Raw genomic sequence first — 25,109 nt, forward strand, 5'->3', positions numbered from 1 at the left:
AAAGAAGACAGAGCGGGTGGGACTATGCCGAGATTCTGAACACTCACGTGTTAGGCACAGAAATGCCTAAAATGAGGTGGCTCAGGGACCTCATTGACCAAAAGCTTGCATAAAGAAAGAAACCAGAGGCTGGCGTTCCATGACAGATAAAGTAGTCATTAAGCAGACCAAGGGTCAAAAGCGAAACACCGGGACTTTCGCTTTTTCCAACGGAATTTAGGGTCATATGTTGGATGATGGACAGGCTTGGTGTATAATTACGGAAACAGATCTGATCTTAAATGATTCCAGGTGAACTCCACCCTTTTGTTTCCGAATTTTGATTTACGCTATCATGACTACAGCAGGAGTATCTTCTGCGGCATATTCCTGCTATAATCAGTACACGGAGACAGGAACAATTGATCCTGTTAAGGTATTCTGGGATACAGCAAAAGGTGTAGCTGTTTCATACCTGACATATGTAGGTATGGAATGGGCAACTGGAAAACTCAGTACTTTCTGTACAGAAGGCGCAGCGGCTGCTGGTGCTACTGCAAGTAAAGACACTAAGACAAGCGGCGATGCTGATGGAGATGGCGCAGCTACTTCAAACAAGAAGTCTAAAGGAAATAGTACTGCGCCAGCTGATGTTGATGAGAATGGAAATTCTAACAAGAATAATACTAAGTCTAAGAATAATCAGGCTGCAAATACCGGCGATGTAGATAATCAGCAGGCAGAAAATGCTGATTCAAAGTCATCAGGTAAGGGTACAAATAAAGCTGCTAATAAATCTGGCAATGAAGCACCAACAACTACAACTGATGGCGATGAAGCATCTAAAGGAAACAAGGGAACATCTAAAAACCACGAAACAAATACCGGTGATGTAGATAATCAGCAGGCTGAGAATACTGATTCAAAATCATCAGGAAAGAATACAAATAAAGCTGCTAACAAATCTACCAGCGAAGCGCCGGCAAATACAACTGATGGCAATGATGCACCTAAAGAAAACAAGGGAACATCTAAGAATCACGCAGCTAACAATGCTGATGCCGATAATCATCAGACAGAGCATACAGATTCAAAGTCATCAGGTAATGGCGCAAACAAAACTACCACTAAGCCTGCAAATGAGACACCAGTAGCTACAGCCGATGGTGATGATACACACAAAACAAGTAGTGGATCATCAAAGAGTCAGTCAACAAATAAAGTTAATATAGAAAAGCAGCAAGTAGAAGGTAGTAACGCAAAATCTACAAGTAGCAGCACTAGCAAAGTGGCAAATGAAAACCATGCACCTGCGACAGGTAGTGGCGAAACATCTTCACACAATGGAAGCAGTGGAGCACCAGGTAGTCACACTACTTCTGGCGGCAATGTTGAGAAGCAGCATGTTGAAAGTACTAGTACAAAGACTTCAAGTCAGAGTACAAGCAGAACACCAAGTGAAGTTCCTGTAGCACCACTTGATAGCGATGACATCTCAGTTGGAAATAAGGGAACATCCAAGGGAGATAGCACAAAATCTACTGTTCCAAAACAAAATGCTGATATTAATGAAAACGTTGGAATGGAACAGGCAAAGACAACTCCTGAGCATGAGCAGCATGTGAGCAACGTTGAGGAAACAAAGGTTAAAGCGCCAGAAAAATCAAATCAAAATCAGAATACTCAAAAGAATACCGATTTTGATAACTTTGACCACGATACTGCTAGTAATATGCAAAAGGGTAATTATGGAGAACATCAGGCTTATGAAAATAAGGTCAATAATCCTGAAGCAAAAGAAAAAGGATATGAGCTTAATTCTATGGGGCGTGTTCCCGATGATATAAATGCTCCTACAAAGCAGGGCATAGATGGTTTATACGAGAATCAAAATAAGGATTCCAATATTAAATATGTTATTGATGAGGCTAAGTACAATACATCCAGTCTGCAAAAATCTAACGACGGAAAGCAGATGTCAGACTCATGGATTACAGGCTCTGGAAATGATGCAAGTGGAGATAGTAGAATTTATAAAGCTTTACGTGAAGGAGGATATAGTGAGGAAGCTGCTGCTGCAGAAGAAACAAAAATACTGAAAGCATTAAAGAATGGACAGGTTGATAGAGTATTGACTCAAGTTTCAACTGATGGCACAGTTACAACATATAAGCTTGATTCAAAAGGTAACAAAATTAAAGTAGATGGTAAATATGTAACATGGCCATGATGTGTAGGGAGAGAAAATGAGAGATATAAGGTGTAATAAAAAAAGATTAGAAATAATTATTAGAAATCATCCTATAAACATTGAGGATGAAAAGAATGAAATAAGCATACTTTCAAAAGATGAATTAGAAGGCGTGCAGCGATATCCTAGGGAAAACAAAGATATTATTTATGATACCAAAGTGATGATAATTAAATATATCAGAGAGCTTATGCATTCTCAGTATTCATATGGAATGGATATGGATGAGTTTGATGGCTTGTTTGATGAGATGATTCAATATTTGTGTGAGATTAGAATCAAGGATATCGGATACATAAATCTTTTGCATTTAATTTCCTATGGTATTCTTTTGCAGAAGACCCCAAATATATTTGATGAAATTGTAAGGAAAATGGATGAAGAAGAAATAAATGACCTTCTGATTGACGCATTACTTCAGGCATATGGAATAGAAAGAAATTACCATTCGGATGAGTTTTTTAAGGAAAATCCGTACAAATATTTGTTAGATATTATCTGTTCATCTTATTCAGGACAAGAAAATGTAAGTGATTTATTGAAGAATTATGTATCCAGCAAATGGCTAAAAGGACATTCTGATTATGGATGGGTAAAATCTGTAAAAAGTAAGGATTTCCGTGGCCTTTGGTCATATGAGGCAGCTGCAGTAGCCAAGCTTTTTGATATAGACGACAGTAGTCTAAAGGATGCAGAGTTCTATCCATATGATTTTGCTCATTATAAACCCACAACAATAAAGGCTGCGGAAAGAAAAGGCGCTATAGCAGATCAGAAAGAAATGTCTTATGAGGCTGAAGAGGATCTCATAATCGATGCAAAAGCTATTATTCCTCCATGCTTCTATAAGCATGTGAATGACTTTGTTGGCGATTATAGAAAACTTAGCGACGAAGCATTTTTGGAAAAATACGAGCTGGATCAGATATGGTCAGAGCTTGATGAATATGCTAAAGAAAAGAATAGCGGAGAGATGCTTGGAAAGCTTCTTGTCTTTGAACTTACAGAAAAAGGTTATATTCTGCAACTTGATTGGAAAGAAGACTTTGAGGACTTTAGAGATCATATGAAGAACTATTGGAGTAAGGATGGAGAGACAAAGGTAATCACCTTTGAACTTGATAATGATCAGCAGTATTTTGCAAGGATTCCAGTAGATAATAACATTCAGAATCTCTTTGAGATTCCAGTAAAAGTACATGAATGATTTGAGAGTGTGTTTATTTGGCAAGAAGACGGGGAATAACTACTCTTTTGGGAGATGGAAATGTTTCAAGATAATCTAGTCAATATATCTTAATGTCTGAACATTATCAAAGTAGTTGATTTATATTAAAGGCTTATTGTAAAAAGCGTTTTGTGATGATTCATGAAGCGCTTTTTGCTTTATCAATTCTGCTATGATTTAATTTGGAGCTAGGCGCCAGTCATTTTTAAGAAGCTGCAAAAAGAATTTGGAGGATTTGACTAATGAAGAAAAATATAAGATTAGGTGATATTTATGAGATATCTTTGCCTAATGGGAAAAATGCATATGGTAGGTTGTATAAAGATGGCTAACAGAGTATTGAATGATGTAAATTATGAGCATAGGGGAGAAATGCTTAATGTTTTAAGAAATTCTATTACTAGAGATGATATTCCAGATAGTACAAAAGAAGCTATTTCTGAATTTTTAGACTATCAGGGTGGATAATAGATGAATTGAGGAAGATAAAATGTATACTATTTTTACGTTCACAAATAAAAAAGAAATCTATAGTAAGTGTCTGTATGCGTCTATAGTTCACGCTGTAATGATTGGAAAATATAATATGTTATCCGATGAGATTGCATGGGATGGGAACAACTACCTGTTTCAAAATATGAGTGGAGTCAAAGGAGTCATTGCTTTTTCTGATGATGCTTTTGCTTGCGGCATTCAAAAAGCTGATGGGCCGTTCTTAGACATTGATGCTTGTACTGATTCAGCAAGTGAAAAGGTTAAGAAAATGGCTTATGAAGAGGTGTATCCATATCTTCTTTTGGAAAATGATAATGGAGAAGATGTGGTTTCTGTATCTTCATTTTTTTATGGAGATGATAAGGATATTATTTCATGTTCATCAGAGCCAGTTTTTATGAGTAATAGCGATAATATTTTTATACCTTACTTATATGGCTTTGATGATATGAGAAGATATTGGAATGATTACTACGAGAGCACAGATGAGCAGAGGCAATTGATAGATACCCTTTATCATAAAAAAGTCGAAAAAGGAGAAAGGCTTTTGGATGAAGAACTAGAAATCAAGTTAAGAGGCTGGTTTGGAGATAATTGGGAGAACTGTAGAAACGCTCTTTTGGAAATTGATTGCATAAGCTTAGTATAGGGAGTTTAAAGGTACCTGGCACGAGGTTAGGAAGCATTAGTGTAAAGGAGATAGACTTACCGAATGACAAATAGACGAATAACGATAACTCTTTGGGGAGATGGAAAGAGTAAGGAGAAATGGTGTGAATGGTATCTTGATGCTGTTGAAATGATGCAGCAAATTGGATATAAGTGTACGCATATAGGTATTTACAGTGATAGTTATGATTCAGGAAGAGCCTATACTAGGGGGAGAAAAGAAAAAGAGATCATCGCGAAGCTAGAGGCTGGAGAAAAAGTGCAAAGCCTATCGTGTTATTCATTGCCCAAAGACTATAGATCTGCAGCATTTGATTATTACTGTTCATGCATTAGATCAGAAGAATACTGTTCCGTGATTCTTTACGAAGATGATTATACTGAGGAAAATGAGAAATTGATATTATCGACTTTATCAAAGTATATTTTACCTGAAGAAGGTGAGATTTTTGCAAATGATAGATCTGAAGTCTCATTACTGTATACTGAAACAAAGGATAGGGGTAACCTAAAAACATATGAGTTTATAAAAAAAATAGATTTATAAGGGCAAGGAGAAAGGTAATGTATCAAGATATAGACTCTAATTCAATAGATATTATTGGCGAAAGGAAAGATGGCGGAATAGAATTATACATTATTGTAGATGATATTTTTGATTCTGCAGAGTTTCAGACTAAACTTTTGGATAAGATTCAAAATTATATTTCTTATGCAAATGGAAAAGACTTTGAAGCGGATTTTCCTAATGCGGATAAGAATAAAACGGTTATTGTTTTAAAAGTAAAAGAACAATTGTCAGATGATAAAAAAGATTGGATTAAGTCGATTGAAGATTGGGTTGTTAGCAATAAACTAGGCTTTAATCTAGTCAATGTATCTTAATGTCTGAACATTATCGAAGTAGTTGATTTATATTAAAGGCTTATTGTAAAAAGCGTTTTGTGATGATTCATGAAGTGCACTTGTTCGATGAAATGATCAAGTATGTATATGAAATTAGAATAAAAGATGTTGGTTATATTGACCTTTTGTATTTGGTATCGTATGGAATTCTTCTTCAAAAAAATCCTAATGTGTTTGATAAGATTGTTGAGAAGATGGATGAAGAAAAGGCAAACGATATTTTACTAGATGTATTATTACAAGCATATGGATTAGAAAGAAAATACCATTCGGATGACTATTTTAAAGAGAACCCATACAAATACTTGGTTGATGTAATCGAAGCGGCATATTCAGGAAATTCTAATGTCAGAGAAATGCTTGGTGATTACATGACAAAGAAGTGGCTTAAGGGTCATTCTGATTGGGGATGGGTAAAATATGTAAAAGAAGATGATTATTGTGGCCTTTGGTCATATGAGGCAGCTGCAGTAGCCAAGCTTTTTGATATAGACGACAGTAGTTTAAAGGATACAGAGTTCTATCCATATGATTTTGCTCATTATAAACCTACAACAATTAAGGCTGCGGAAAGAAAAGGCGCTATAGCAGATCAGAAAGAAATGTCTTATGAGGCTGAAGAGGATCTCATAATCGATGCAAAAGCTATTATTCCTCCATGCTTCTATAAGCATGTGAATGACTTTGTTGGCGATTATAGAAAACTTAGCGACGAAGCATTTTTGGAAAAATACGAGCTGGATCAGATATGGTCAGAGCTTGATGAATATGCTAAAGAAAAGAAAAGCGGAGAGATGCTTGGAAAGCTTCTTGTCTTTGAACTTACAGAAAAAGGTTATATTCTGCAGCTAGATTGGAAAGAAGACTTTGAAGATTATAGAGATCATATGAAGAACTATTGGAGTAAGGATGGAGAGACAAAGGTAATCACCTTTGAGCTTGATAATGATCAGCAGTATTTTGCAAGGATTCCAGTAGATAATAACATTCAGGATCTTTTTGAAATATCAGTAAAAGTACATGAATAATTTGAGAGTGTGTTTATTTGGCAAGAAGACGGGGAATAACTACTCATATTGGTGATTCTTTTACCCCGAATAAGGCAGTACACTTTACTACTTTGAAGTGGTAAAAGTATGTGATATAATTAGCGGAGATTTTGGAAGTGGGAGGTAGTATATGTTAAACGAGCATTATAAGAGCATGCTGGGGGCTAAGTCAGTGATTCGTGAGCTTTCGGAGTATGCTACAGCCAGGGGAAAAGAAATAGGTTATGAGAATGTTTTTGACTTTAGCCTTGGCAATCCAAGCGTTGAGGTCCCAAAGGAGTTCACTAAAGAGATGGAGAGACTTTTAAGAGAAGAGGATACAATGACTCTTCACGGCTACACTCCAAGTCTTGGTAACCCACTATATAAAGAAGAAATTGCAAAGTCTCTTAATAAGCGTTTTGGCATGAACTATGGCCCAGAGCACATATTCCCAACAACAGGAGCTGCTGGCGCTATTTCTCATGCTGTTCGTGCTGTGACTAAGGAAGGGGATGAGGTCATCACCTTTGCTCCTTACTTCCCAGAGTATGGCCCATATATTACAGGAGCTGGCTGCAAGCTTTCTGTAGTGCCTGCAGATACAAGCTCTTTTCAGATCAACTTCGATAAGTTTCTGGAAATGATTAATCCAAATGTTATGGCAGTTCTTGTTAATACTCCTAACAACCCATCAGGTGTTGCCTATTCTACAAGTACATTAGAGCGCCTAGCTTCTATTCTTAAGGATAAATCCACAGAGTACGGTCATACGATATATCTTTTATCTGATGAGCCATACAGGGAGATCGTCTTCAAGGGCGCGGATTCTCCATATGTTTCCAAGTTCTATGACAATACACTTAGCTGCTACTCATTCTCCAAATCCCTTTCACTTCCTGGTGAGAGAATTGGTTACGTTGCAGTTAATCCTGCTTGCGATGGTGCTGAGTTCATCGTGCCTATGTGCGGTCAGATCTCAAGAGGCACAGGTCATAACTGTCCTCCATCAATCATCCAGCAGGCTGTTGCCAAGGTTTGCGGAATGACAGCAGATCTTTCTGTCTATGAGACCAACATGAATATCATCTACGATACTCTGGTGGAGCTGGGCTTCACAGTGGTAAGACCTGGCGGAACATTCTATATCATGCCTAAGGCTCTTGAGGAGAGCTCCATCGAGTTCTGCAAGAAAGCTAAGGACTATGACCTTATCTTCGTGCCAACTGATGGTTTTGGCGCACCTGGATTCTTCAGAATGGCTTACTGTATAGATACAGATAAGGTAAAAAGAGCTATGGAGAGACTTCGCGAGTTTGTGAATAAAGAATATAAGTAAAGATTGAATGCACTTCTGTTCTTTGTGGGGTAAAATAAAGAACAGAAGTGCAGTTTAAAATCGTGGAGGAGAGAAATGAAGTATAACAAGAAATTACTAAATAATGCGCTACTTAGTCTTGGACTATTAGTGTTATATTCTCTGGCTATCTGCTTCTTTGATGTGGAGGCCATCGGACCAAATGGAACAGAGGTTGGCTTTTCACACATCAATGCTGCCTTTGCATCATTGGTGCCATATAATGCGACTTTAGATAAGATCACTGATGTGTTCATGCTGATCGCAATTCTTACAGCCCTTGCGTTTGCTGTGGTTGGACTTGTTCAGCTTGTAAAAAGAAAGAGCCTTTTCAAGGTAGATAACGCCATCATTGGACTTGGTGTTGTTTATCTTGTGGTCATTGTTTTGTATGTTCTTTTTGATAAGGTTGCTATTTCCTACAGACCAGTTCTTGTGCCAGGAGAGGAAGAGCTTGAAACTTCATTCCCATCATCACATGTACTTGTGATCGCTACAATCCTGACTACTGCAAAGTTTGCTATTGATAAAGTGTTCCCTGAGAAAACTACACTGAGAAAAATTGTCGCTATAGTGGTTCCAGTGATAGTTCTTTTGACAGTGGTACTCAGAGCATTCGCAGGCGTGCACTGGATTTCAGACATCCTTGCCGGCGCGCTGTTTGCTATAGTGATAAGCAACTTCTACTATCTTGCGAACTACGATGAACACTAACCTTTTTTGAAAGCGTTTATAAAGTGCCGCATATTTGTTGATTTTTTAGTGCCTTTTATCTCGCAAATGCGTTGACAACGTGCATTAATGAGAGTAAACTCTATTTCGTAATCACTTTATTGTTTTAACGAGCTACAATGAAATCTATTTTTGATTTTCTTGAGGAGGAGAAGAATGGCCGAGATTAAGAAAACAGAGGCTACTGTAAAGCCTGTTGCAACAATCAAGACTGGCGTAGTAGCTACAGAAGCAAAGAAAGAAGAGACAAAGGTTGTGGCAGCTGCCAAGACAGAAGTTAAGGCAGAAGCTAAGAAGGCACCTGCAAAGAAAGCACCTGCTAAGAAGGCAGCAGCTAAGAAGCCTGCAGCAAAGAAAGCACCTGCTAAGAAGGCAGAGCCAAAGAAGACTGAGACAAAGCCAGCAGCTAAGAAGCCTGCTACAAAGAAGGCTACAACTGCTAAGAAGCCAGCTGCAAAGAAGGCACCTGCTAAGAAGGCGGCTCCAGCAGCACTTAAGGCTAACATCGTACTTCAGTATGCAGACAAGAACGTTACATACGATACACTTGTTGAGAACGCTGAGAACGTATGGCAGTATGATATGGGCAAGAAGGTTTCTGATATCAAGAAGCTTAACCTTTATGTAAAGCCTGAAGAGAATACTGTATACTTCGTTGTTAACGACAAGGAGCACAATCAGTACGGCTTATAATTTTAAATGAAATAAGAGAATTCTGACGGATATGATCATCATGGTCATATCCGTTTTTTAATTAGAAAATAACTCTGTCATTTTCTAATTAAAAACGCTCCGCTATGGATGCGACTGGTGCGAAGAAGTATATGCAAGCTAAAGCTTCCACGCACCAGCGCGCAAAGAGTTGCATAGTAACTCTTTGATTGCAACTTTTTGTGGATGTTATTTGTATACATTATGAGGATAGTCTGGAAGTACTAATTTATCTAAGAAGCATAACGTGAAAAGGAATTGAGAATGGAAAAGGAAGTCAGAGTAGTTGATGTACTAATATATATTTTGGCGGGAGCTTTGTTTGAGGGAGTGTTTTTCTTTATCCCTTATTTAACGAGCAGGGCTTATCCCGACATCTGCGATATGATGCGAGTTGATGCCGGGCATGCAGAAATCATAAGCTTCGTTCTTATGGGATTTGCCATTGTCTCTTTGTTTGTTCAGAAAGCGACAGTCGATGCGGCACATACAGCCTTTAAGTATGGGATAGCTCTTTTAACTGCTCAAATTACTATGGTGGTGGCAAGTGTGATAGAGGCGTTGTATTCTACAGCACCCAAATATTATGTCAGCACCTATCAGGGAGTCCATATGACCTCTCAGGCAATAGCTTATCTGGCGGCTTACATCATTATCTTTTTTATCATGCTGACTGAGCTCAAGAACTACAAGACCTGGATGAAGATCTTTGCTGTAGTCTTTAGTTTGCCGATGATTGCACTGGCTGTGTTCAATATCTGGTTAGTTATAAGGATAATTACGATCGCGCTGTGATGTTTATGGGTAAATAGCGAAGGAATGATGGTGGATTGATTAGAGATATGACCATGATTACATCCTGATTTTTGTGATTACTAGTTTTGGGATGCATGGTTTTGGTTATAAGAATGCAAATGTATTATATTGCGTGAATTTACACATCCAAATTTTAAGAGTTGTGGAATAAAGGATGCGTTGATCATCACAAAGAAGAAATAATTGTTGTATTGCGTTAATTCACGCATCCTAAATCATCAATAAGGTGGAAAAGGGATGTAAAAAGAGCTATGAGAGGATGAATTATAGCCGCCAAGTAGCTGGATGCGAATTACAAATAGCTTTTAAAGGTGTGCATATTAAGTAATAGGAGGAAGATATGAAAAAGAAAATTGTAGGAATGATGTTAGCTACATCAATGATAATGACAGCACTGACTGCCTGTGGTGAGGAGATGAATGATGACACGACACCGAGTGGGGCGATAAGTACTGAGAATGATGGGGATGGATATGAAGGTAGTGATTCTGCAAGTACTGAGAAGACTGAAAAGTCAGAGAGTATTGAATCATCTTCCAGCGATGCGGAGGCTGGAAGCTCAGAAGATGCAGAAGCTTCAGAGGATAGTTCTAATGAAAGCGTAGAGATTAAGGGACTTTACGCGGACTTTGTGGATGGCAAAGCCAAGGTTAAATATGCAGGCAAAGCCGATCTGTACCAGGAACTTGCAGAGGTACTTACCGTAGGTGAGTCTTATACTTTGCAGGAAATATGCGATGCACTTGAAAATGCTGGTGAGTACGGGACAGATCCCGATCTGACATTTACAGTTATAGATTGCGGTCAGGACGGAGCAGAGGAGCTAGCTGTTGAAATAGGACTTAGCGCAATGTATCACCTTAATATGGTAATAAAAGAAATTAATGGTGAGCTTGTCATCTGTTACGACGAGGGAAGCTCTGATAAACATAGTGTGGATATAAACACTGATGGAACAATTGAAGCGACTCAGTTCAGTGCTGCAAATATTCATTCTTATGACTATGCATTCATAAATGCAGACGGAGAATATGTCTTCTACTATGGATATACCGAAACCTATGGTATAGTGGATGATTCCTATGACATCTATCAGGGCGATACCAAAATCTCAATTCCAGTAGACAATCTTGAAAAAGATAACATAGCAGTCCTTGAATACTACTACGAGCAGGATTACAAAACTCGTGATTACTTCTTCTCCTTCTATAGCTTTGATCTAGAAGATAACTGGAAAGTAATTCCACGTGAAGAGAACTCCGAAGATATCTCTACTATTATGGAACGCTTCGAATCAGCAGGCTACAAGACCCTGACTTCCGAAGAGGTCGAAACGACCCTTGCCCTTCGTGCTAAAGAAGTAGGTTACCCTAACTAAAGGATAGCAAGTATTTAAACATACCGAATTCGGTGGATTTAAAATCTAGATTATGTAATTACTCTTATAGACAAAGAAAGCCAATTGAGTATTAAGATACCCATACTAAAACATCATATAATGTCTTAAATCACCCTGCAGTTTCAGTGGACTCGCGGTAAATAATGTCTGTTTCGATGTAGGTCTTCTTGTATGGAGTGTGCGGATTGGCAATTCGCGATAGGAGAATGTCTGCCGCAGTATACCCCATGGAACTACTGTGAATCTTGACAGTAGTGAGATTTGGCTCAATGATGGTGGCTTCAGGCGCATTGTCGAATCCGCAGACCATCACATCTTTGGGCACATTTTTACCAAGTGAGCGCAGCGCCTTAATTGTTGAAGTTGCAAGGAAGTCGTTGGCGCAGAAGAATACCTCTGGCATTTCCTTTAGAGACTTGATCTTCTCTGAGAGCCAGCTTGTGTCATAGTATGGATTTGAATCATCATCAAGTATGCAAAGACTTGTATCAATGTTTAAGCTGTTATCAGCCATTGCTGATACATATGCCTGCCACCTTTCGTAGAAGGACTGGCAGTGAAAACGGTCACCGACAAAGGATATTTTCTTTTTACCTGATGATATAAAGGTGTTGATAAGTCTGTAGACACTTGATGCGTTTTCCATGAAAAGAGTGTCCGCAGAAAGGTTACATCTGTGGAGAAGAGGCGTATCTACAAATAGAATTGGAATGCCAAGTTTGCACAGAAAAGTGCTGTACTCTTCTGAGAACATCTCGATACACAGTATTCCCGCAAGGGTGTTTAAATCGATATTGGTTGGAAGGCATAGATTATCTATGTCATTATCCTTGATTATATTGATAGAAAGTCTATAGCCTAAGGAATCAATTTTATTCTGGAATGCAGAAAGAAGCTTATTTCCTGAATGTGAAGAACCAGGAAAAGAGTGAGTAAGAAGCGCAATCTCAGTCTTTCCATTTTTGACAGGAGCAGATGAAATGATAGCATCTGCTCTTTCTATTGAACTAAACTGTTTGTAGCCAAGGGCAGTAGCCATCTGGCAAATCTTATTTCTGGTTTCTGCTGATACAGCACCAGAATTGTTAAGTGCTCTTGAAACAGTATTTCTGCTCATTCCAAGAGCGTCTGCTATTTCTTGTAAGGTTACTCTTTTTCCCATATTATCCCCAATATTATTACTAAGAATATGAATTGCGAAAATGGCTCTAGCCATTGAACAATCCATATATCATCTTATCTTAGGTATTGCAATGTGTCAAATGCAACATTAATTGATTTACAAGTGTGCAAAATAGACAAAAAATAATACCTAAAAAAGTAGAAAAGCACGAAATTCTGTGACAAATGCACTTTATAATTGATACAAATGAACCATAATGCTATTATAAATATGTCAATTATTAGTGCAAAAGCACCAAGGGAGGAAATATGCAAAGGGTTAAAGCGATTCTTTTAACGGGAATCATTGCAATAGCAAGTATAGGGTGTTCCCAGAATTCAGAAGATATCAGGGATGAAAGTGTTGTTGAGGAGAAATATTTGGGAGAGAGTTTTGAAGATCACTCAGTATTTCCGGTTTCTGTGGAGGGTCTTATAGGAGATACGATGCCATTTTATGACAATGGCACATACAACGTTTTTTATCTTGCTGATCAAAGAAATGGTAAGCAGGGATATCATCCATGGGGACTAATAAAGACAAGCGATTTCGTGACCTATGATGACAAGGGCGTTGTTCTTAACTACGCAGATAATGTTGAAGATCAGGATATAGCACTTGGTACAGGCAGCGTGATCAAAGGAAATGATGGCAGATACCATGCTTTTTATACAGGTCATAACGACATGTTTGAGCCTAAAGAGGCTGTTATGCATGCGGTCAGTGATGATATGGAGAACTGGGAAAAGATTCCAGAAGATACCTTATACGCTGGTGAAGACTATGCACCAAATGACTTCAGAGATCCATATGTTTTTTATTATGACCAGGACAAGTGTTACTACATGCTTATTGCCACAAGAAAAGACAATATGGGCATTATAGCAAGATATAAATCTACAGATTTAACAAGCTGGGAGGATACAGGCGTATTTTTCCAGAATGATATGGGAACTGATTCGAATTTGGAGTGTCCAACACTCCTTGAATACAAAGGAAAATGGTATCTTTCATTTTCTGATCAGTGGCCGCACAGACTTGTTCATTACAGAATGGCTAATACGATGGAAGGACCGTTCACAATTCCGGCGCAGGATATCTTTGATTGCAACGGCTTCTACGCTGGAAGAATGGAAACTGATGGAGAGAATCTCTATGTTGTTGGCTGGAATGGAACCAAGAAAAATCACACTGATTCAGAGGATTATGACTGGGGCGGCAATATGGTAACCCACCTCTTAAAGCAGGGAGAAGATGGATCTCTTTATCCGGTGCTTAATCCAAAGCTTGAAGAAGCTATGAGTAATGAGCTTGCGGTGGCGCCGCTTAAGATGTCGGAGTCAGCGACATATAAGGATGGAAATATCTCTTTTGCAGAAGATAAATATGAGATGGCGGGCTTCAAGGAGCTGATGGGAAGCTATCTTATTAAGACGACAATAAGAGGTTTTGATAAGGAGGGAATGTTCGGTTTTTGCTTTAATACCAACGAAGAGAGCGTCGGCAGTCTGAACATTATCTTCAATGCATCAAACAACAGGATAGAGTTCTATAACGGCAGTAATATCATGGAAAGAACTGCTCAGTCCTATGTGGATTACGATTTTTCAAAGGTGGATGAACTTAAGGTTTCAATGATTGTTTCAGATGGGGTTGTGAGCATGTATGTGAACGATGAGATAGCATTTACCACGAGAATGTATATGTCACAGGGTTCTGACTGGGGAGTCTTTAGTATTAATTCAAAAGTGTCTTTTGAGGAGTTAAAGGTATTTAAGTAATGTCTATTGGGAGGACTTACAAATGGGGAAAAGTATTAAAGGGTTAGGTGAGTTTATAGCGGCTCACAAGAAATTTTTTGGCGGCGCATTTTTAAGCTTGGTACTATGCGTTAGTGCTGTGACTATTATTTATGCTAAAGGTGTTAAAAAGGAAGAGATTGTTCTTGTTGAGGATGATATAGCTCTTTTGCCAGATTCATGGCCATCTTCCTTCAACACAGATGATTATGTTGAGCCGGAATTTGTAGATGACGGCGAAAGAACTAACAATGCGTTTAACGTTGCTGATTTTGGTGAGCAGGGTCAAAACGGCTGGTTCTATAGATATGGCTCATCTCAGGATCCAGCAAGATCCAAGCAGCTTGAGTCCTTTGATGGGGAAAGATACTCACAGATTGGCCAGACAGGACTTGAGATTAAGGCGGGATTTATTCACACCGCTCAGGAGACTTCACCAATTCTTGAGTGGCGCGCTGCCGAAAATGGTAACGTCAATATTCAGCTTACTTACGTTAAAAATGTTAATAACGATAAGAATCCAATGTATCCAGATGGTGTAACTCTCTATATTTATAAGGGAAATGAAGCTATTGGAAGATACACAGTTGATGCCAAGACTGATGAAGAGGTTGTTGTTGAGAAGGCTTTGAGCGATGTGCATGTGGACGAGCTTGAGAGCTTATATTTTGTTGTTGATCCTAACATGAATAACGCTTACGATGGCGGTTCATTATATGTTGCTATTTCTGATGTCAATGCATCAGTTCTTGGTGTTAAAAGAGATGAGAACAGAATTGATAATAATGCCTATTCAATAGACGATTTCGGATTTCAGGGAAGTAACGGCTGGACTTACATGTGTGGAAAAGACGTTAAAAGTGCTAAGCTTGTTTCCACAGAAAAAGCAGGCGAGTACATGAACTGTACTTCACCAAGTCTCTCTATTAGTAAGTTTTTTATCCACCCATCTGTTAATGACGAGGCGATGCTGTGCTGGCAGCCTAAGACTGATGGCGCTGTAGAAATCAGAGGAACATACACAAAGTTTGAGCAGAATGATGGAAATCCCCAGTGGCCGGATGGTGTTACAGTATCAATTTATAAAAATGGAGAAAAGCTCTTTTCACAGAAAGTAAATGCACCTGATAAGGGCGAGAACAAGATTGCGTTTAGGGGAAAGAACATAAGCATTAAGACAACTGACAGGCTCTACTTTGTTGTCGATGCCAACGGTAATGCTTCATATGATGGCGGCTGCTTTGATATTTCAATCCTTGACAGGACAGGGGTTACAACCGAAAAGGATGTAGTGATCGAGGGCGACGCACAAAGAGATAACAACGCTGATGTAAAGTACGATTTTGGTAAGCAGGGAGAGAACGGCTGGTTCTTCCAGGAAGGCTTCGGGGATGATCCTTTTGACTGCTACAACATGAGATCTTTTGATGAAAAAGAGTACAGATACATGGACGGCAGCTACCTTGAAATCAAGAATGATTTTGTAAGCCCTGGTAAAGGCAAGTCAGCGGTTATCAAATGGAAGGTTGCAAAAGACGGTGTAGTAAACGTCGATGCTTCATATACCAAGTTCAGGAATGAGGACAAGAACCCAAGCTTCCCTGATGGCACAAGGGTGACACTCTATTATAATGATCAGGTCCTTTGCCAGGAGGAGTTTAAGCCTGATACCAAGAATGAAGTGACCAAAAAGATGAGCATAGAGTCCCTAAAGGTCAAAAAGGGCGGCTATATCACAATGGTCGTAAATGGCAAGGGGAATAATGCCTATGACGCCGGTAAGTACGAGTTTTCTATCTTTGATCTTACAGGTGCAACTACAGAAAATGACGTGGCTATAGATGAGAGCGAGACAAGGCAGAACTTTGCTGATGTTAAGTATGATTTTGGTCAGCAGGGCACTAACGGCTGGTTTTATCAGGAAGGTAAGGGCGATGCTCCTTTTGTTGCATATAACATGCGCAGCTATGACACAGTAGAAGAGCGTTATATGGACAAAAGAAATCTCGAGATAAAAAGGGATTTTGTAAGCCCCGGTAAGGGCAAGTCTGCGGTAATTAAATGGAAGGTTGCACAGACTGGAACTATTAAGATTGATGCTTCCTACACGAAGCTAAAGAATGAAGACAAGAACCCAAGCTGGCCAGACGGCACAAGGGTTACAATCTACCACAATGAAACTATCCTTGTTCAGGAGGAGTTTGCGGCAGATACAACTAAGGAAATAACAAAGAGGCTTGATGTGTCTTCCCTTGATGTGGCGCAGGGTGATTACATCACAATGGTAGTAAATGGCAAGGAAAACAATGCCTATGATGCAGGTAAGTTTGAGTTTTCGATAAAGGGCTTATCGCCTCTTACAGGTCATACAGAAAAGGATGTTGTTTCTAATAATGGTAGAAGCAACAATGCGTCAGCAGTTGAGGACTTTGGCAAGCAGGGATCTAATGGTTTCTGTTACCAGTATGGTTACTATCTCGATCCATTTTTTGCAGTAAATGTGGAAAAGTATCAGGAAGACGACAAGTACACTACTATTGATGGAATTGAGATTAAGCGTGATTACATCATGCCAGCCAATAAAGGAAGAAGTGCTAACGTAAAGTGGGTTGTGGCGCAGGATGGAACCATTGATATTATGGCGTCCTACACAAAGCTTAAGAATGAGGACAAGAATCCCGACTGGCCAGATGGCGTAACTGTTTACTTATATAAGAACAAAGAGGTTCTAAGAAAAGAGGAATTTGCTCCACTTGTAGATGAAGAAGTTACCAAGGACCTTACAGTAGAAGGCCTTAGCGTTAAAGCTGGAGATTGTATTACTCTTCTTGTTGATGGAAAAGAAAACACAGCATATGACGGTGGTACATATCAGTTTGTAATTGAAGATGCAGATCTTTATACAGTGAACATGGTTAATAACAGTGGTGTTAACTATGCAAACCTTGCACATGACTTTGGTCAGCAGGGTTCAAACGGATGGTATTACCTTGAAGGCAGAAGTATTAACAGAGCTGAGGTTCTTACTAAGCAAACAGAAGATGGTTCAGGCTATACATCAAGAAAGCAGAAGTACCTTGAAGTTAAAAAGGATTTTGTTCAGCCAAGACTTAATGCAGATGCCATGTATAAGTGGGTTGTGGCAGCAGATGGAGAAATAGATATCGAAGGCCTTTATACCAAGTTTGGTCATAACGATCCAAATGAAAGTTGGCCGGATGGAGTAACAGTTTCTATATATAAGAATAATTCGATAATCTATAACACTACATGCAACTGCTCTAAGGGTGAAGGCAACGATAATGTAAGGAATATCAGTATTAAGAAGCTTACAGTCAGAAAAGGCGATATTCTAACATTTGATATTGGTTGCAACAAGAATAATGCCTGGGATGGCGGAAGACTTGAGATTGATATTGCAGATTCAAATGGGCTTCGTGTAAACGTGGGAGACGCAGTCAGAACCAACAACACTGTACTTGGAAACATTGAGACCATGGCTCAGGGCACAGATGGCTGGTGGTTCCTTGAAGGAAATGATCTAAACAGTGCTTCGGTTTTGGTTTATCAGAACGATGATAAGACTGCATTTATATCTCCTTCAAATAACGGACTCGAGATGAAAAAAGACTATGTCCATCCAGGTGAAAAGAAGAGTGCAATCTATCAGTGGGTTGTATATGAGGATGGAAATATAGATATCCTTGGTGATTACACTAAGTTTGGCCAGAATGATGCAAATCCGGATTATCCTGATGGAGTTAAGGTATCAGTATACCTTAATAATGAACCTCTTAAGTCGGAAGACGTTGCTGTATATAGAGGTGATGGCAATGATAATAAGGCCGAGTTCTTCTTTACAAACCTCGAGGTAAAAAGAGGAGATATAGTATCGTTTGTTATTGATCGCAGGTCAAATGCAGCCTACGACGCAGGAAGACTCTCTGCGAGCATCTATGAATCAAGGGCAGCAGGTGATGAGGATAGAACTAATAACGCTAACCTTTATGAGGACTTTGGCCAACAGGGCTTTAATGGATGGCACTATGGAATGTGCGATTGGGATGGTAAAAACTATAAAGACCTTTCCTATGATGAAGCAAACAACAGATACTATAACAGTGGAAAACCAGAACTGAAAGCAGATTTTGTAGAACCTGGAAACGGCAGAAATGCTGCTTATACATGGGTGGCAGCTCAGACTGGCAAAATCTATGTAAAAGGAAGCTACACAAAATTTGCTAATACAAATGACCCGTATGCTAACGGAGTCTGCATGAGAATATTTGTAAACGGCGAAGAGAAAAAGTGGATTGGTGGCTCAACTCAGGGACAGATTGGCTCAGATGTAGAAGTGTTCTTTGATGAGGCTTACGTTGTTCATCAGGGGGATATCATCATGTTCGCTGTGGATCCGGATGGCAACGATAGCTACGATGGTGGAAAACTCAGCGTAACAATCTCTGACACTGAAGCTGCTACGCAGCCAGATGAAGAGCCTGAAGATCAGAACAGAACAAACAATACAAATCTTTATGATTCTTTTGGCCAGCAGGGAAATGATGGATGGCACTACGGAATGTGTGACTGGGATGGCAAGAATTTTGAAAAGCTTTCTTACGATGAATCTGCAAACAGATACTATAATAGTGGAAAGCCAGAGTTAAAAGCCGACTTCGTAGAACCTGGAAATGGCAGAAATGCTGCCTATACCTGGACAGTAGCACAGGATGGAACCATAAACGTAAGCGGAACATACATCAAATATGCTAATAGTAACGACCCATATGCAAATGGTGTATGCATGAGGATATTCATTAACGGCCAGGAGAAAAAGTGGATTGGCGGAGTAACTCAGGGCAACTTTGAATCTGATGTAGAAGTGTCCTTTGAGGAGACTTACCAGGTTAGCAAAGGGGATATCATCATGTTTGCTGTGGATCCGGATGGTAACGATAGCTACGACGGTGGAAAACTCAGCGTAACAATCTCTGATGCAGATAATGCTTCACCAAACCGTGAGCAAACTTCTGTTGTTCCAGCCACAGATGAAGAAACAGGGGAAGATGCCATAGATAATGGTGAAGATGATTCAGCTCAGGAAAACTCAGCGGAACAGTCATCTGAAGATAGCTCTGAAGAAAACGATGCAGAGAACAGTGAAGATGCTGACACTGACGAATCTGCTGCAGGAAATACTAATGCTGATAATGCCAATGAGGAAGATTCTGAGTCTGAAAAAGATAATTCTGAGGAATCAACAGAAGAAAAAGACGAAGATAATAGCGAAAGTGATGAGGAATAAAATGTAGAATAATAATTCCGGCTGTCTGATTAGCTAACCACTATCAGATAGCCGGAATTATTAATTTGTAGTGGGTTGACATTAATACATGGGAGTGATATTTTAATGTTAGCACTCGAAAGGGTTGAGTGCTAATAACCAGTAAATTCAAGTGACACTCTGTGAGAGGTGACGATTTGGAACTTGATGAGAGAAAAAGAAAAATCCTTCATGCAGTAGTTAAGAACTACCTGGAAACAGGCGAGCCAGTAGGTAGCCGTACAATTTCCAAGTATACAGATATTAATCTTAGTTCAGCCACCATCAGAAATGAAATGGCTGATCTTGAAGAGATGGGACTTATATTGCAGCCACATACCTCCGCTGGACGTATCCCTTCAGATCAGGGCTACAGAGTATATGTAGATGAGATGTTAAGGGACAAGGAAGCAGAAGTTGAGAACATGAAGGAAATGCTTCTTGATAAGGAAGAGAAGCTTGAGAACCTTCTCAAGCAGGTAGCTAAGACATTGGCAATAGATACCAATTACGCCACCATGATCTCTGCTCCTCAGATCAGGAAGAACAAGCTTAAATTCATCCAGATATCCAAGGTTGATGATGAGCACCTTCTTGCAACAATCGTCATTGAAGGCAATGTTATCAAGAATAAGATCATTCCAGTTGAGGAAGTTCTTGATGATGCCACAATGCTTAAGCTCAATATTCTTATGAATACGAGACTTGATGGACTGGCAGTAGAGGATATCAATCTTGGCCTTATAGCTGCTGTTAAGCAGGAGGCAGGAATCCACAGTGAGATCATCGGCAACGTTATAGATGCTGCCGCAGAGTCAATTACAGCAGATGAGGATCTCCAGATTTACACAAGTGGAGCCATGAACTTCTTTAAGTATCCTGAGCTTACAGATTCCACCAAGGCCAGCGAGCTGATTAGCACCTTTGAGGATACCAAGGACTTGTCCAGTATCGTAGAGGACACACTTTCTGCAGATGCCCAGGAGACAGGAATTCAGGTATATATCGGTAACGAGACTCCTATTCAGTCCATGAAGGACTGTAGCGTAGTAACAGCTACTTACGAATTGGGAGATGGTATGAAGGGAACGGTAGGTATTATCGGACCTAAGAGAATGGATTATGACAAGGTAATCTCAACACTTAAGAATATGAGACACGCCCTTGATGATCTATATAAAAGAGAATAGCAGTGACAGGAGGCAATCAATTGAGCAGTACAGAGAATAAAAATGTTCATCCTAAGTCTAAAAAGGCTGAGAACGCCAAGGACAAGGAAGAGGTTCTTGAGAACATTATGGAAGAATTAGAAAAGGAAGCCAAAGAGAAGGAAGAGGGTAAAGAGGCTGAAGAGACAGTTAAGGAAGAAGCCACTTCTGAAGAAGCCGCAGAAGCTACTGACGATCAGGCAACTGAAGAGCAGGCTGATGGCACTGAAGAGAAGGACAAGAAGAAAGGTCTTTTTGGTAAAAAGGAAAAGAAAGATCCTCTCAAGGAAAAGGTTGATGAACTCAATGACAAGGTTATGAGACAGATGGCTGAGTTCGACAACTTCAGAAAGAGAACTGAGAAGGAGAAGGCTCAGATGTTTGAGCAGGGACAGGCCAATGTTCTTGAAAAACTTCTTCCAGTAATAGATAACTTTGAAAGAGGTCTTGCAGCGGTTCCTGAAGAGGACAAGGACGGTGCCTTTGCAGATGGAATGAACAAGATTTACAAACAGCTTATGAAACAGATGGAAGACCTTGGAGTAACTCCTATCGAAGCTGTCGGAAAAGAATTTGATCCTAATCTCCACAACGCAGTAATGCAGGTTGAGAGTGATGAATATGAATCCGGAGTAGTTGCTCAGGAGCTTCAGAAGGGATATATGTTCCACGACACAGTGCTTAGACACAGTATGGTAGGCGTTACACCATAACCTAAGGAACACTTAACAAGAATGTATGTAGGATTACAAAGCATAGCAGGATAATCCACATAACTATAGAAATTTGATTAGTAAATGGAGGAAAACAAAATGAGTAAGATTATTGGTATCGATCTTGGTACAACCAATAGCTGCGTAGCAGTTATGGAAGGTGGTAAGCCAACAGTTATCGCTAATGCAGAGGGCGCAAGAACAACACCTTCTATCGTAGCTTTCACAAAGAATGGAGAGAGAATTGTTGGTGAGCCTGCAAAGCGTCAGGCAGTTACAAACGCAGAGAACACAATCGCATCAATTAAGAGAGATATGGGTACAGACAACGGTCGTACAATTGATGGCAAGAAGTATTCTCCACAGCAGATTTCTGCTATGATCCTTCAGAAGCTTAAGGCAGATGCAGAGCAGTACCTTGGCGAGAAGGTTTCAGAGGCTGTTATCACAGTTCCTGCTTATTTCAACGATGCTCAGCGTCAGGCTACAAAGGATGCTGGTAAGATCGCAGGCCTTGAAGTAAAGAGAATTATCAACGAGCCTACAGCAGCAGCTCTTGCTTATGGTCTTGATAACGAAAAAGAGCAGAAGATCATGGTTTATGACCTTGGTGGTGGTACATTCGATGTATCAATCATTGAGATTGGTGATGGCGTTATCGAAGTTCTTTCAACAAACGGTGATACACACCTTGGTGGTGATGACTTTGACCAGGCAATCATTAACTGGATGGTTCAGGACTTCAAGAACAAAGAAGGCGTTGACCTTTCAGGTGATAAGATGGCTATGCAGAGACTTAAAGAAGCTGCAGAGAAGGCTAAGAAGGAACTTTCTTCTTCAACAACAACAAACATCAACCTTCCTTTCATCTCAGCTGGAGCAGATGGCCCTAAGCACTTTGATGTAGATCTTACAAGAGCTAAGTTTGAAGAGCTCATTCACGATCTCGTAGAGAGAACAGCTATCCCTGTTCAGAACGCTATGAAGGATGCTGGTCTTACAAATTCAGATATCAGCAAGGTACTTCTTGTTGGTGGATCAACACGTGTTCCTTGTGTAGTTGAGAAGGTTAAGCAGCTCACAGGTCAGGAGCCTTCTAAGAACCTTAACCCTGATGAGTGCGTAGCTATCGGTGCTTCTATCCAGGGTGGTAAGCTCGCTGGAGATGCTGGTGCTGGTGATATCCTTCTTCTTGATGTAACACCTCTTTCACTTTCAATCGAGACAATGGGTGGTGTTGCTACAAGACTTATCGAGCGTAACACAACAATCCCTACAAAGAAGAGCCAGGTATTCTCAACAGCTGCAGATAACCAGACAGCAGTTGATATCAACGTTCTTCAGGGTGAGAGACAGTTCGCTAAGGACAACAAGTCACTTGGACAGTTCAGACTTGATGGAATCCCTCCAGCAATGAGAGGTGTTCCTCAGATCGAGGTAACATTCGATATCGATGCAAACGGTATCGTTAACGTATCAGCTAAGGACCTTGGAACAGGTAAGGAGCAGCACATCACAATCACAGCTGGTTCTAACATGTCTGACGAGGATATCGATAAGGCTGTTAAGGAAGCTCAGGAGTATGAGGCTCAGGATAAGAAGCGTAAGGAAGGAATCGACGCTAGAAACGATGCTGATGCATTTGTATTCCAGACAGAGAAGGCACTTCAGGAAGTTGGCGACAAGATCGACGCTTCTCAGAAGCAGACTGTAGAGGATGACATCAAGGCTCTTAAGGAGACACTTGAGCAGACTAAGGATAAGGAGCTTTCAGACTCAGAGATCGATTCTCTTAAGAGCCAGAAGGAAAAGCTTATGAACGATGCTCAGGCACTCTTCGCTAAGATGTATGAGAATGTTCAGGGTGCAGCAGGCGCAGGCCCAGATATGTCAGGTGCAGCTGGTGCAGGCCCAGACATGAATGCTTCTTCAAGCTCTAACGATGACAACGTTGTTGATGGCGATTACAGAGAAGTTTAATAGAACTTTTATAGAGATTTAGACTAAGTTATATTATACTAATAGCCAGGCGAGTTATTCGTCTGGCTATTAAGAGCATTTAAACGAGGAGTATTATGGCTGAACAGAAACGCGACTATTATGAAGTCCTGGGCGTTAGCAAGAATGCCACGGATGATGAAATAAAAAAGGCTTATAGAGTACTTGCCAAGAAGTATCATCCTGATATGAACCCAGGAGATGCTTCTGCTGCAGAGAAGTTTAAGGAAGCTTCAGAAGCTTATGCTGTACTTAGTGACCCTGAGAAGAAGCGTCAGTATGACCAGTTTGGACATGCTGCCTTTGAGGGTGGAGCAGGCGGCTTTGGTGGCTTTGACTTTAGCGGCGCTGACTTTGGCGACATCTTTGGAGATATTTTTGGAGATTTCTTTGGTGGCGGAAGAAGCAGAGGTGGTGCAAGAAGTGGACCATCTAAGGGCGCTAATCTTCGTGCCAGCGTAAGGATCACTTTCCTTGAGGCTGTATTTGGATGTGAAAAAGAGCTTGAGCTTACCATCAAGGATCCATGCCCAACTTGTCATGGAACTGGTGCTAAGCCTGGAACATCTGCTCAGACCTGCTCTAAGTGCGGTGGTAAGGGACAGATCGTTTATACACAGCAGTCATTCTTTGGAACAGTTCGTAATGTTCAGACTTGTCCAGAGTGTGGCGGTACAGGTAAGGTTATTAAGGATAAGTGTACTGATTGTCACGGTTCAGGATATATTGCTTCACGTAAGAAGATCAAAGTCAGCATTCCAGCCGGAATCGACAATGGTCAGAGTGTAAGAATTCGTGAGAAGGGTGAGCCGGGTGTTAACGGCGGACCAAGAGGAGACCTTCTTGTAGAGGTTATCGTATCAGATCATCCTATTTTCCAGAGAGAGGGATACGATATCTATTCTATGGTTCCTATGTCCTATGCAATCGCTGCTCTTGGTGGAACAGTTATCATTGATACTGTTGATGGCAAGGTTGCTTACGATGTTAAGGCAGGAACTCAGACTGATACAAGAGTAAGACTTCGCGGTAAGGGTGTTCCTTCTCTTAGAGATAAGAACTCCCGTGGTGATCACTATGTAACTTTGGTTGTTCAGGTTCCAGAGAAGCTTTCTAAGGAAGCTAAGGATCTTCTTAAGAAGTTTGATGAGAAGACTGGAGATTCACTTGGAGCAGCCGACAGACTTATGGGTGATGATAAGGGACCAGATGATAACGGTTCTGGTGGAAAGAAAAAGAAATCTTTTTTTAAATAATTTTGCTTAATAGAATTATTGTGTTATACTTCCGTAGTCAGGAAACTGGCTACGGAATTTGTCGTTATTTTATATAGTA

The 25,109-nt window shown here is 40.1% G+C and carries 19 protein-coding genes; 18 read left to right on the forward strand and 1 reads right to left on the reverse strand.

Features of this window, described 5'->3' with window-relative positions; genetic code table 11:
- Window positions 1-334: 334 nt before the first annotated feature.
- The 12 genes from T541_RS21755 to T541_RS0100065 all read left to right on the forward strand — a co-directional run bounded on the left by T541_RS21755 (window position 335) and on the right by T541_RS0100065 (window position 11,550).
- Window positions 335-2,209 (forward strand): hypothetical protein, encoded by a 1,875-nt coding sequence (locus tag T541_RS21755; RefSeq protein ID WP_155839432.1) that lies wholly within the window; start codon window positions 335-337, stop codon window positions 2,207-2,209.
- A 16-nt stretch (window positions 2,210-2,225) separates the two neighbouring features.
- Window positions 2,226-3,437 (forward strand): PoNe immunity protein domain-containing protein, encoded by a 1,212-nt coding sequence (locus T541_RS0100015; protein ID WP_026650778.1) that lies wholly within the window; start codon window positions 2,226-2,228, stop codon window positions 3,435-3,437.
- 345 nt (window positions 3,438-3,782) lie between these two features.
- Window positions 3,783-3,926 carry a hypothetical protein gene (locus T541_RS0100020; RefSeq protein WP_155839433.1) on the forward strand — a complete coding sequence of 48 codons (144 nt, stop codon included), beginning with the start codon at window positions 3,783-3,785 and terminating at the stop codon, window positions 3,924-3,926.
- Between the two features lie 22 nt (window positions 3,927-3,948).
- Entirely contained in the window at window positions 3,949-4,602 is a 654-nt protein-coding gene (locus T541_RS0100025; protein WP_026650780.1) for a hypothetical protein, read from the forward strand.
- 63 nt (window positions 4,603-4,665) lie between these two features.
- Window positions 4,666-5,169: a hypothetical protein gene (locus T541_RS0100030; RefSeq protein WP_026650781.1), complete on the forward strand. Its 504-nt coding sequence runs from the start codon at window positions 4,666-4,668 to the stop codon at window positions 5,167-5,169.
- 17 nt (window positions 5,170-5,186) lie between these two features.
- Window positions 5,187-5,507 (forward strand): DUF6572 domain-containing protein, encoded by a 321-nt coding sequence (locus T541_RS0100035; RefSeq protein WP_026650782.1) that lies wholly within the window; start codon window positions 5,187-5,189, stop codon window positions 5,505-5,507.
- Window positions 5,508-5,587: 80 nt separating this feature from the next.
- Complete coding sequence (locus T541_RS18285; RefSeq protein WP_051537999.1) at window positions 5,588-6,556, forward strand: PoNe immunity protein domain-containing protein; 969 nt, start codon at window positions 5,588-5,590, stop codon at window positions 6,554-6,556.
- Window positions 6,557-6,707: 151 nt separating this feature from the next.
- The gene (locus tag T541_RS0100045; protein WP_026650783.1) at window positions 6,708-7,895 is read left to right on the forward strand and encodes a pyridoxal phosphate-dependent aminotransferase; all 1,188 of its coding nucleotides are present in this window, start codon (window positions 6,708-6,710) and stop codon (window positions 7,893-7,895) included.
- Window positions 7,896-7,970: 75 nt separating this feature from the next.
- A complete protein-coding gene (locus T541_RS0100050; RefSeq protein WP_026650784.1) occupies window positions 7,971-8,627 on the forward strand; it encodes a phosphatase PAP2 family protein in 657 nt (218 codons plus the stop codon).
- A gap of 174 nt (window positions 8,628-8,801) precedes the next feature.
- Window positions 8,802-9,338: a DUF6465 family protein gene (locus T541_RS21555; protein WP_197025092.1), complete on the forward strand. Its 537-nt coding sequence runs from the start codon at window positions 8,802-8,804 to the stop codon at window positions 9,336-9,338.
- Between the two features lie 282 nt (window positions 9,339-9,620).
- The gene (locus T541_RS0100060; protein WP_026650785.1) at window positions 9,621-10,151 is read left to right on the forward strand and encodes a hypothetical protein; all 531 of its coding nucleotides are present in this window, start codon (window positions 9,621-9,623) and stop codon (window positions 10,149-10,151) included.
- 361 nt (window positions 10,152-10,512) lie between these two features.
- Window positions 10,513-11,550, forward strand: coding sequence for a hypothetical protein (locus T541_RS0100065; protein ID WP_026650786.1), 1,038 nt, complete (start codon window positions 10,513-10,515; stop codon window positions 11,548-11,550).
- A 130-nt stretch (window positions 11,551-11,680) separates the two neighbouring features.
- Here the strand turns inward: T541_RS0100065 and T541_RS0100070 are convergent, their stop codons facing one another.
- Entirely contained in the window at window positions 11,681-12,733 is a 1,053-nt protein-coding gene (locus T541_RS0100070) for a LacI family DNA-binding transcriptional regulator (RefSeq protein WP_026650787.1), read from the reverse strand.
- Between the two features lie 269 nt (window positions 12,734-13,002).
- Between T541_RS0100070 and T541_RS0100075 the strand changes: the two genes are divergently transcribed.
- The 6 genes from T541_RS0100075 to dnaJ all read left to right on the forward strand — a co-directional run bounded on the left by T541_RS0100075 (window position 13,003) and on the right by dnaJ (window position 25,030).
- A complete protein-coding gene (locus tag T541_RS0100075; protein ID WP_026650788.1) occupies window positions 13,003-14,514 on the forward strand; it encodes a glycoside hydrolase family 32 protein in 1,512 nt (503 codons plus the stop codon).
- Window positions 14,515-14,536: 22 nt separating this feature from the next.
- On the forward strand, window positions 14,537-19,837 hold the full coding sequence (locus tag T541_RS0100080) for a hypothetical protein (protein ID WP_026650789.1): 5,301 nt from the start codon (window positions 14,537-14,539) through the stop codon (window positions 19,835-19,837).
- 176 nt (window positions 19,838-20,013) lie between these two features.
- Window positions 20,014-21,045, forward strand: coding sequence for a heat-inducible transcriptional repressor HrcA (hrcA, locus tag T541_RS0100085; RefSeq protein ID WP_026650790.1), 1,032 nt, complete (start codon window positions 20,014-20,016; stop codon window positions 21,043-21,045).
- A 107-nt stretch (window positions 21,046-21,152) separates the two neighbouring features.
- On the forward strand, window positions 21,153-21,776 hold the full coding sequence (gene grpE / locus T541_RS0100090) for a nucleotide exchange factor GrpE (RefSeq protein ID WP_051538028.1): 624 nt from the start codon (window positions 21,153-21,155) through the stop codon (window positions 21,774-21,776).
- Window positions 21,777-21,875: 99 nt separating this feature from the next.
- Window positions 21,876-23,756 (forward strand): molecular chaperone DnaK, encoded by a 1,881-nt coding sequence (dnaK, locus tag T541_RS0100095; protein WP_026650792.1) that lies wholly within the window; start codon window positions 21,876-21,878, stop codon window positions 23,754-23,756.
- Window positions 23,757-23,851: 95 nt separating this feature from the next.
- Window positions 23,852-25,030 (forward strand): molecular chaperone DnaJ, encoded by a 1,179-nt coding sequence (gene dnaJ / locus T541_RS0100100; RefSeq protein WP_026650793.1) that lies wholly within the window; start codon window positions 23,852-23,854, stop codon window positions 25,028-25,030.
- Window positions 25,031-25,109 lie beyond the last annotated feature (79 nt).

It is taken from the genome of Butyrivibrio proteoclasticus P6B7 (assembly GCF_000622085.1).
Taxonomy (GTDB): domain Bacteria; phylum Bacillota; class Clostridia; order Lachnospirales; family Lachnospiraceae; genus Butyrivibrio; species Butyrivibrio proteoclasticus_A.

What these genes read in the sequence shown, in the direction of transcription:
- T541_RS21755 (WP_155839432.1), top strand. Translation starts at nt 335, where the DNA reads ATGACTACAGCAGGAGTATCTTCTGCGGCATATTCCTGCTATAATCAG.
- T541_RS0100015 (WP_026650778.1), top strand. Translation starts at nt 2,226, where the DNA reads ATGAGAGATATAAGGTGTAATAAAAAAAGATTAGAAATAATTATTAGA.
- T541_RS0100020 (WP_155839433.1), top strand. Translation starts at nt 3,783, where the DNA reads ATGGCTAACAGAGTATTGAATGATGTAAATTATGAGCATAGGGGAGAA.
- T541_RS0100025 (WP_026650780.1), top strand. Translation starts at nt 3,949, where the DNA reads ATGTATACTATTTTTACGTTCACAAATAAAAAAGAAATCTATAGTAAG.
- T541_RS0100030 (WP_026650781.1), top strand. Translation starts at nt 4,666, where the DNA reads ATGACAAATAGACGAATAACGATAACTCTTTGGGGAGATGGAAAGAGT.
- T541_RS0100035 (WP_026650782.1), top strand. Translation starts at nt 5,187, where the DNA reads ATGTATCAAGATATAGACTCTAATTCAATAGATATTATTGGCGAAAGG.
- T541_RS0100045 (WP_026650783.1), top strand. Translation starts at nt 6,708, where the DNA reads ATGTTAAACGAGCATTATAAGAGCATGCTGGGGGCTAAGTCAGTGATT.
- T541_RS0100050 (WP_026650784.1), top strand. Translation starts at nt 7,971, where the DNA reads ATGAAGTATAACAAGAAATTACTAAATAATGCGCTACTTAGTCTTGGA.
- T541_RS21555 (WP_197025092.1), top strand. Translation starts at nt 8,802, where the DNA reads ATGGCCGAGATTAAGAAAACAGAGGCTACTGTAAAGCCTGTTGCAACA.
- T541_RS0100060 (WP_026650785.1), top strand. Translation starts at nt 9,621, where the DNA reads ATGGAAAAGGAAGTCAGAGTAGTTGATGTACTAATATATATTTTGGCG.
- T541_RS0100065 (WP_026650786.1), top strand. Translation starts at nt 10,513, where the DNA reads ATGAAAAAGAAAATTGTAGGAATGATGTTAGCTACATCAATGATAATG.
- T541_RS0100070 (WP_026650787.1), bottom strand. Translation starts at nt 12,733, where the DNA reads ATGGGAAAAAGAGTAACCTTACAAGAAATAGCAGACGCTCTTGGAATG.
- T541_RS0100075 (WP_026650788.1), top strand. Translation starts at nt 13,003, where the DNA reads ATGCAAAGGGTTAAAGCGATTCTTTTAACGGGAATCATTGCAATAGCA.
- T541_RS0100080 (WP_026650789.1), top strand. Translation starts at nt 14,537, where the DNA reads ATGGGGAAAAGTATTAAAGGGTTAGGTGAGTTTATAGCGGCTCACAAG.
- grpE (WP_051538028.1), top strand. Translation starts at nt 21,153, where the DNA reads ATGGAAGAATTAGAAAAGGAAGCCAAAGAGAAGGAAGAGGGTAAAGAG.
- dnaK (WP_026650792.1), top strand. Translation starts at nt 21,876, where the DNA reads ATGAGTAAGATTATTGGTATCGATCTTGGTACAACCAATAGCTGCGTA.
- dnaJ (WP_026650793.1), top strand. Translation starts at nt 23,852, where the DNA reads ATGGCTGAACAGAAACGCGACTATTATGAAGTCCTGGGCGTTAGCAAG.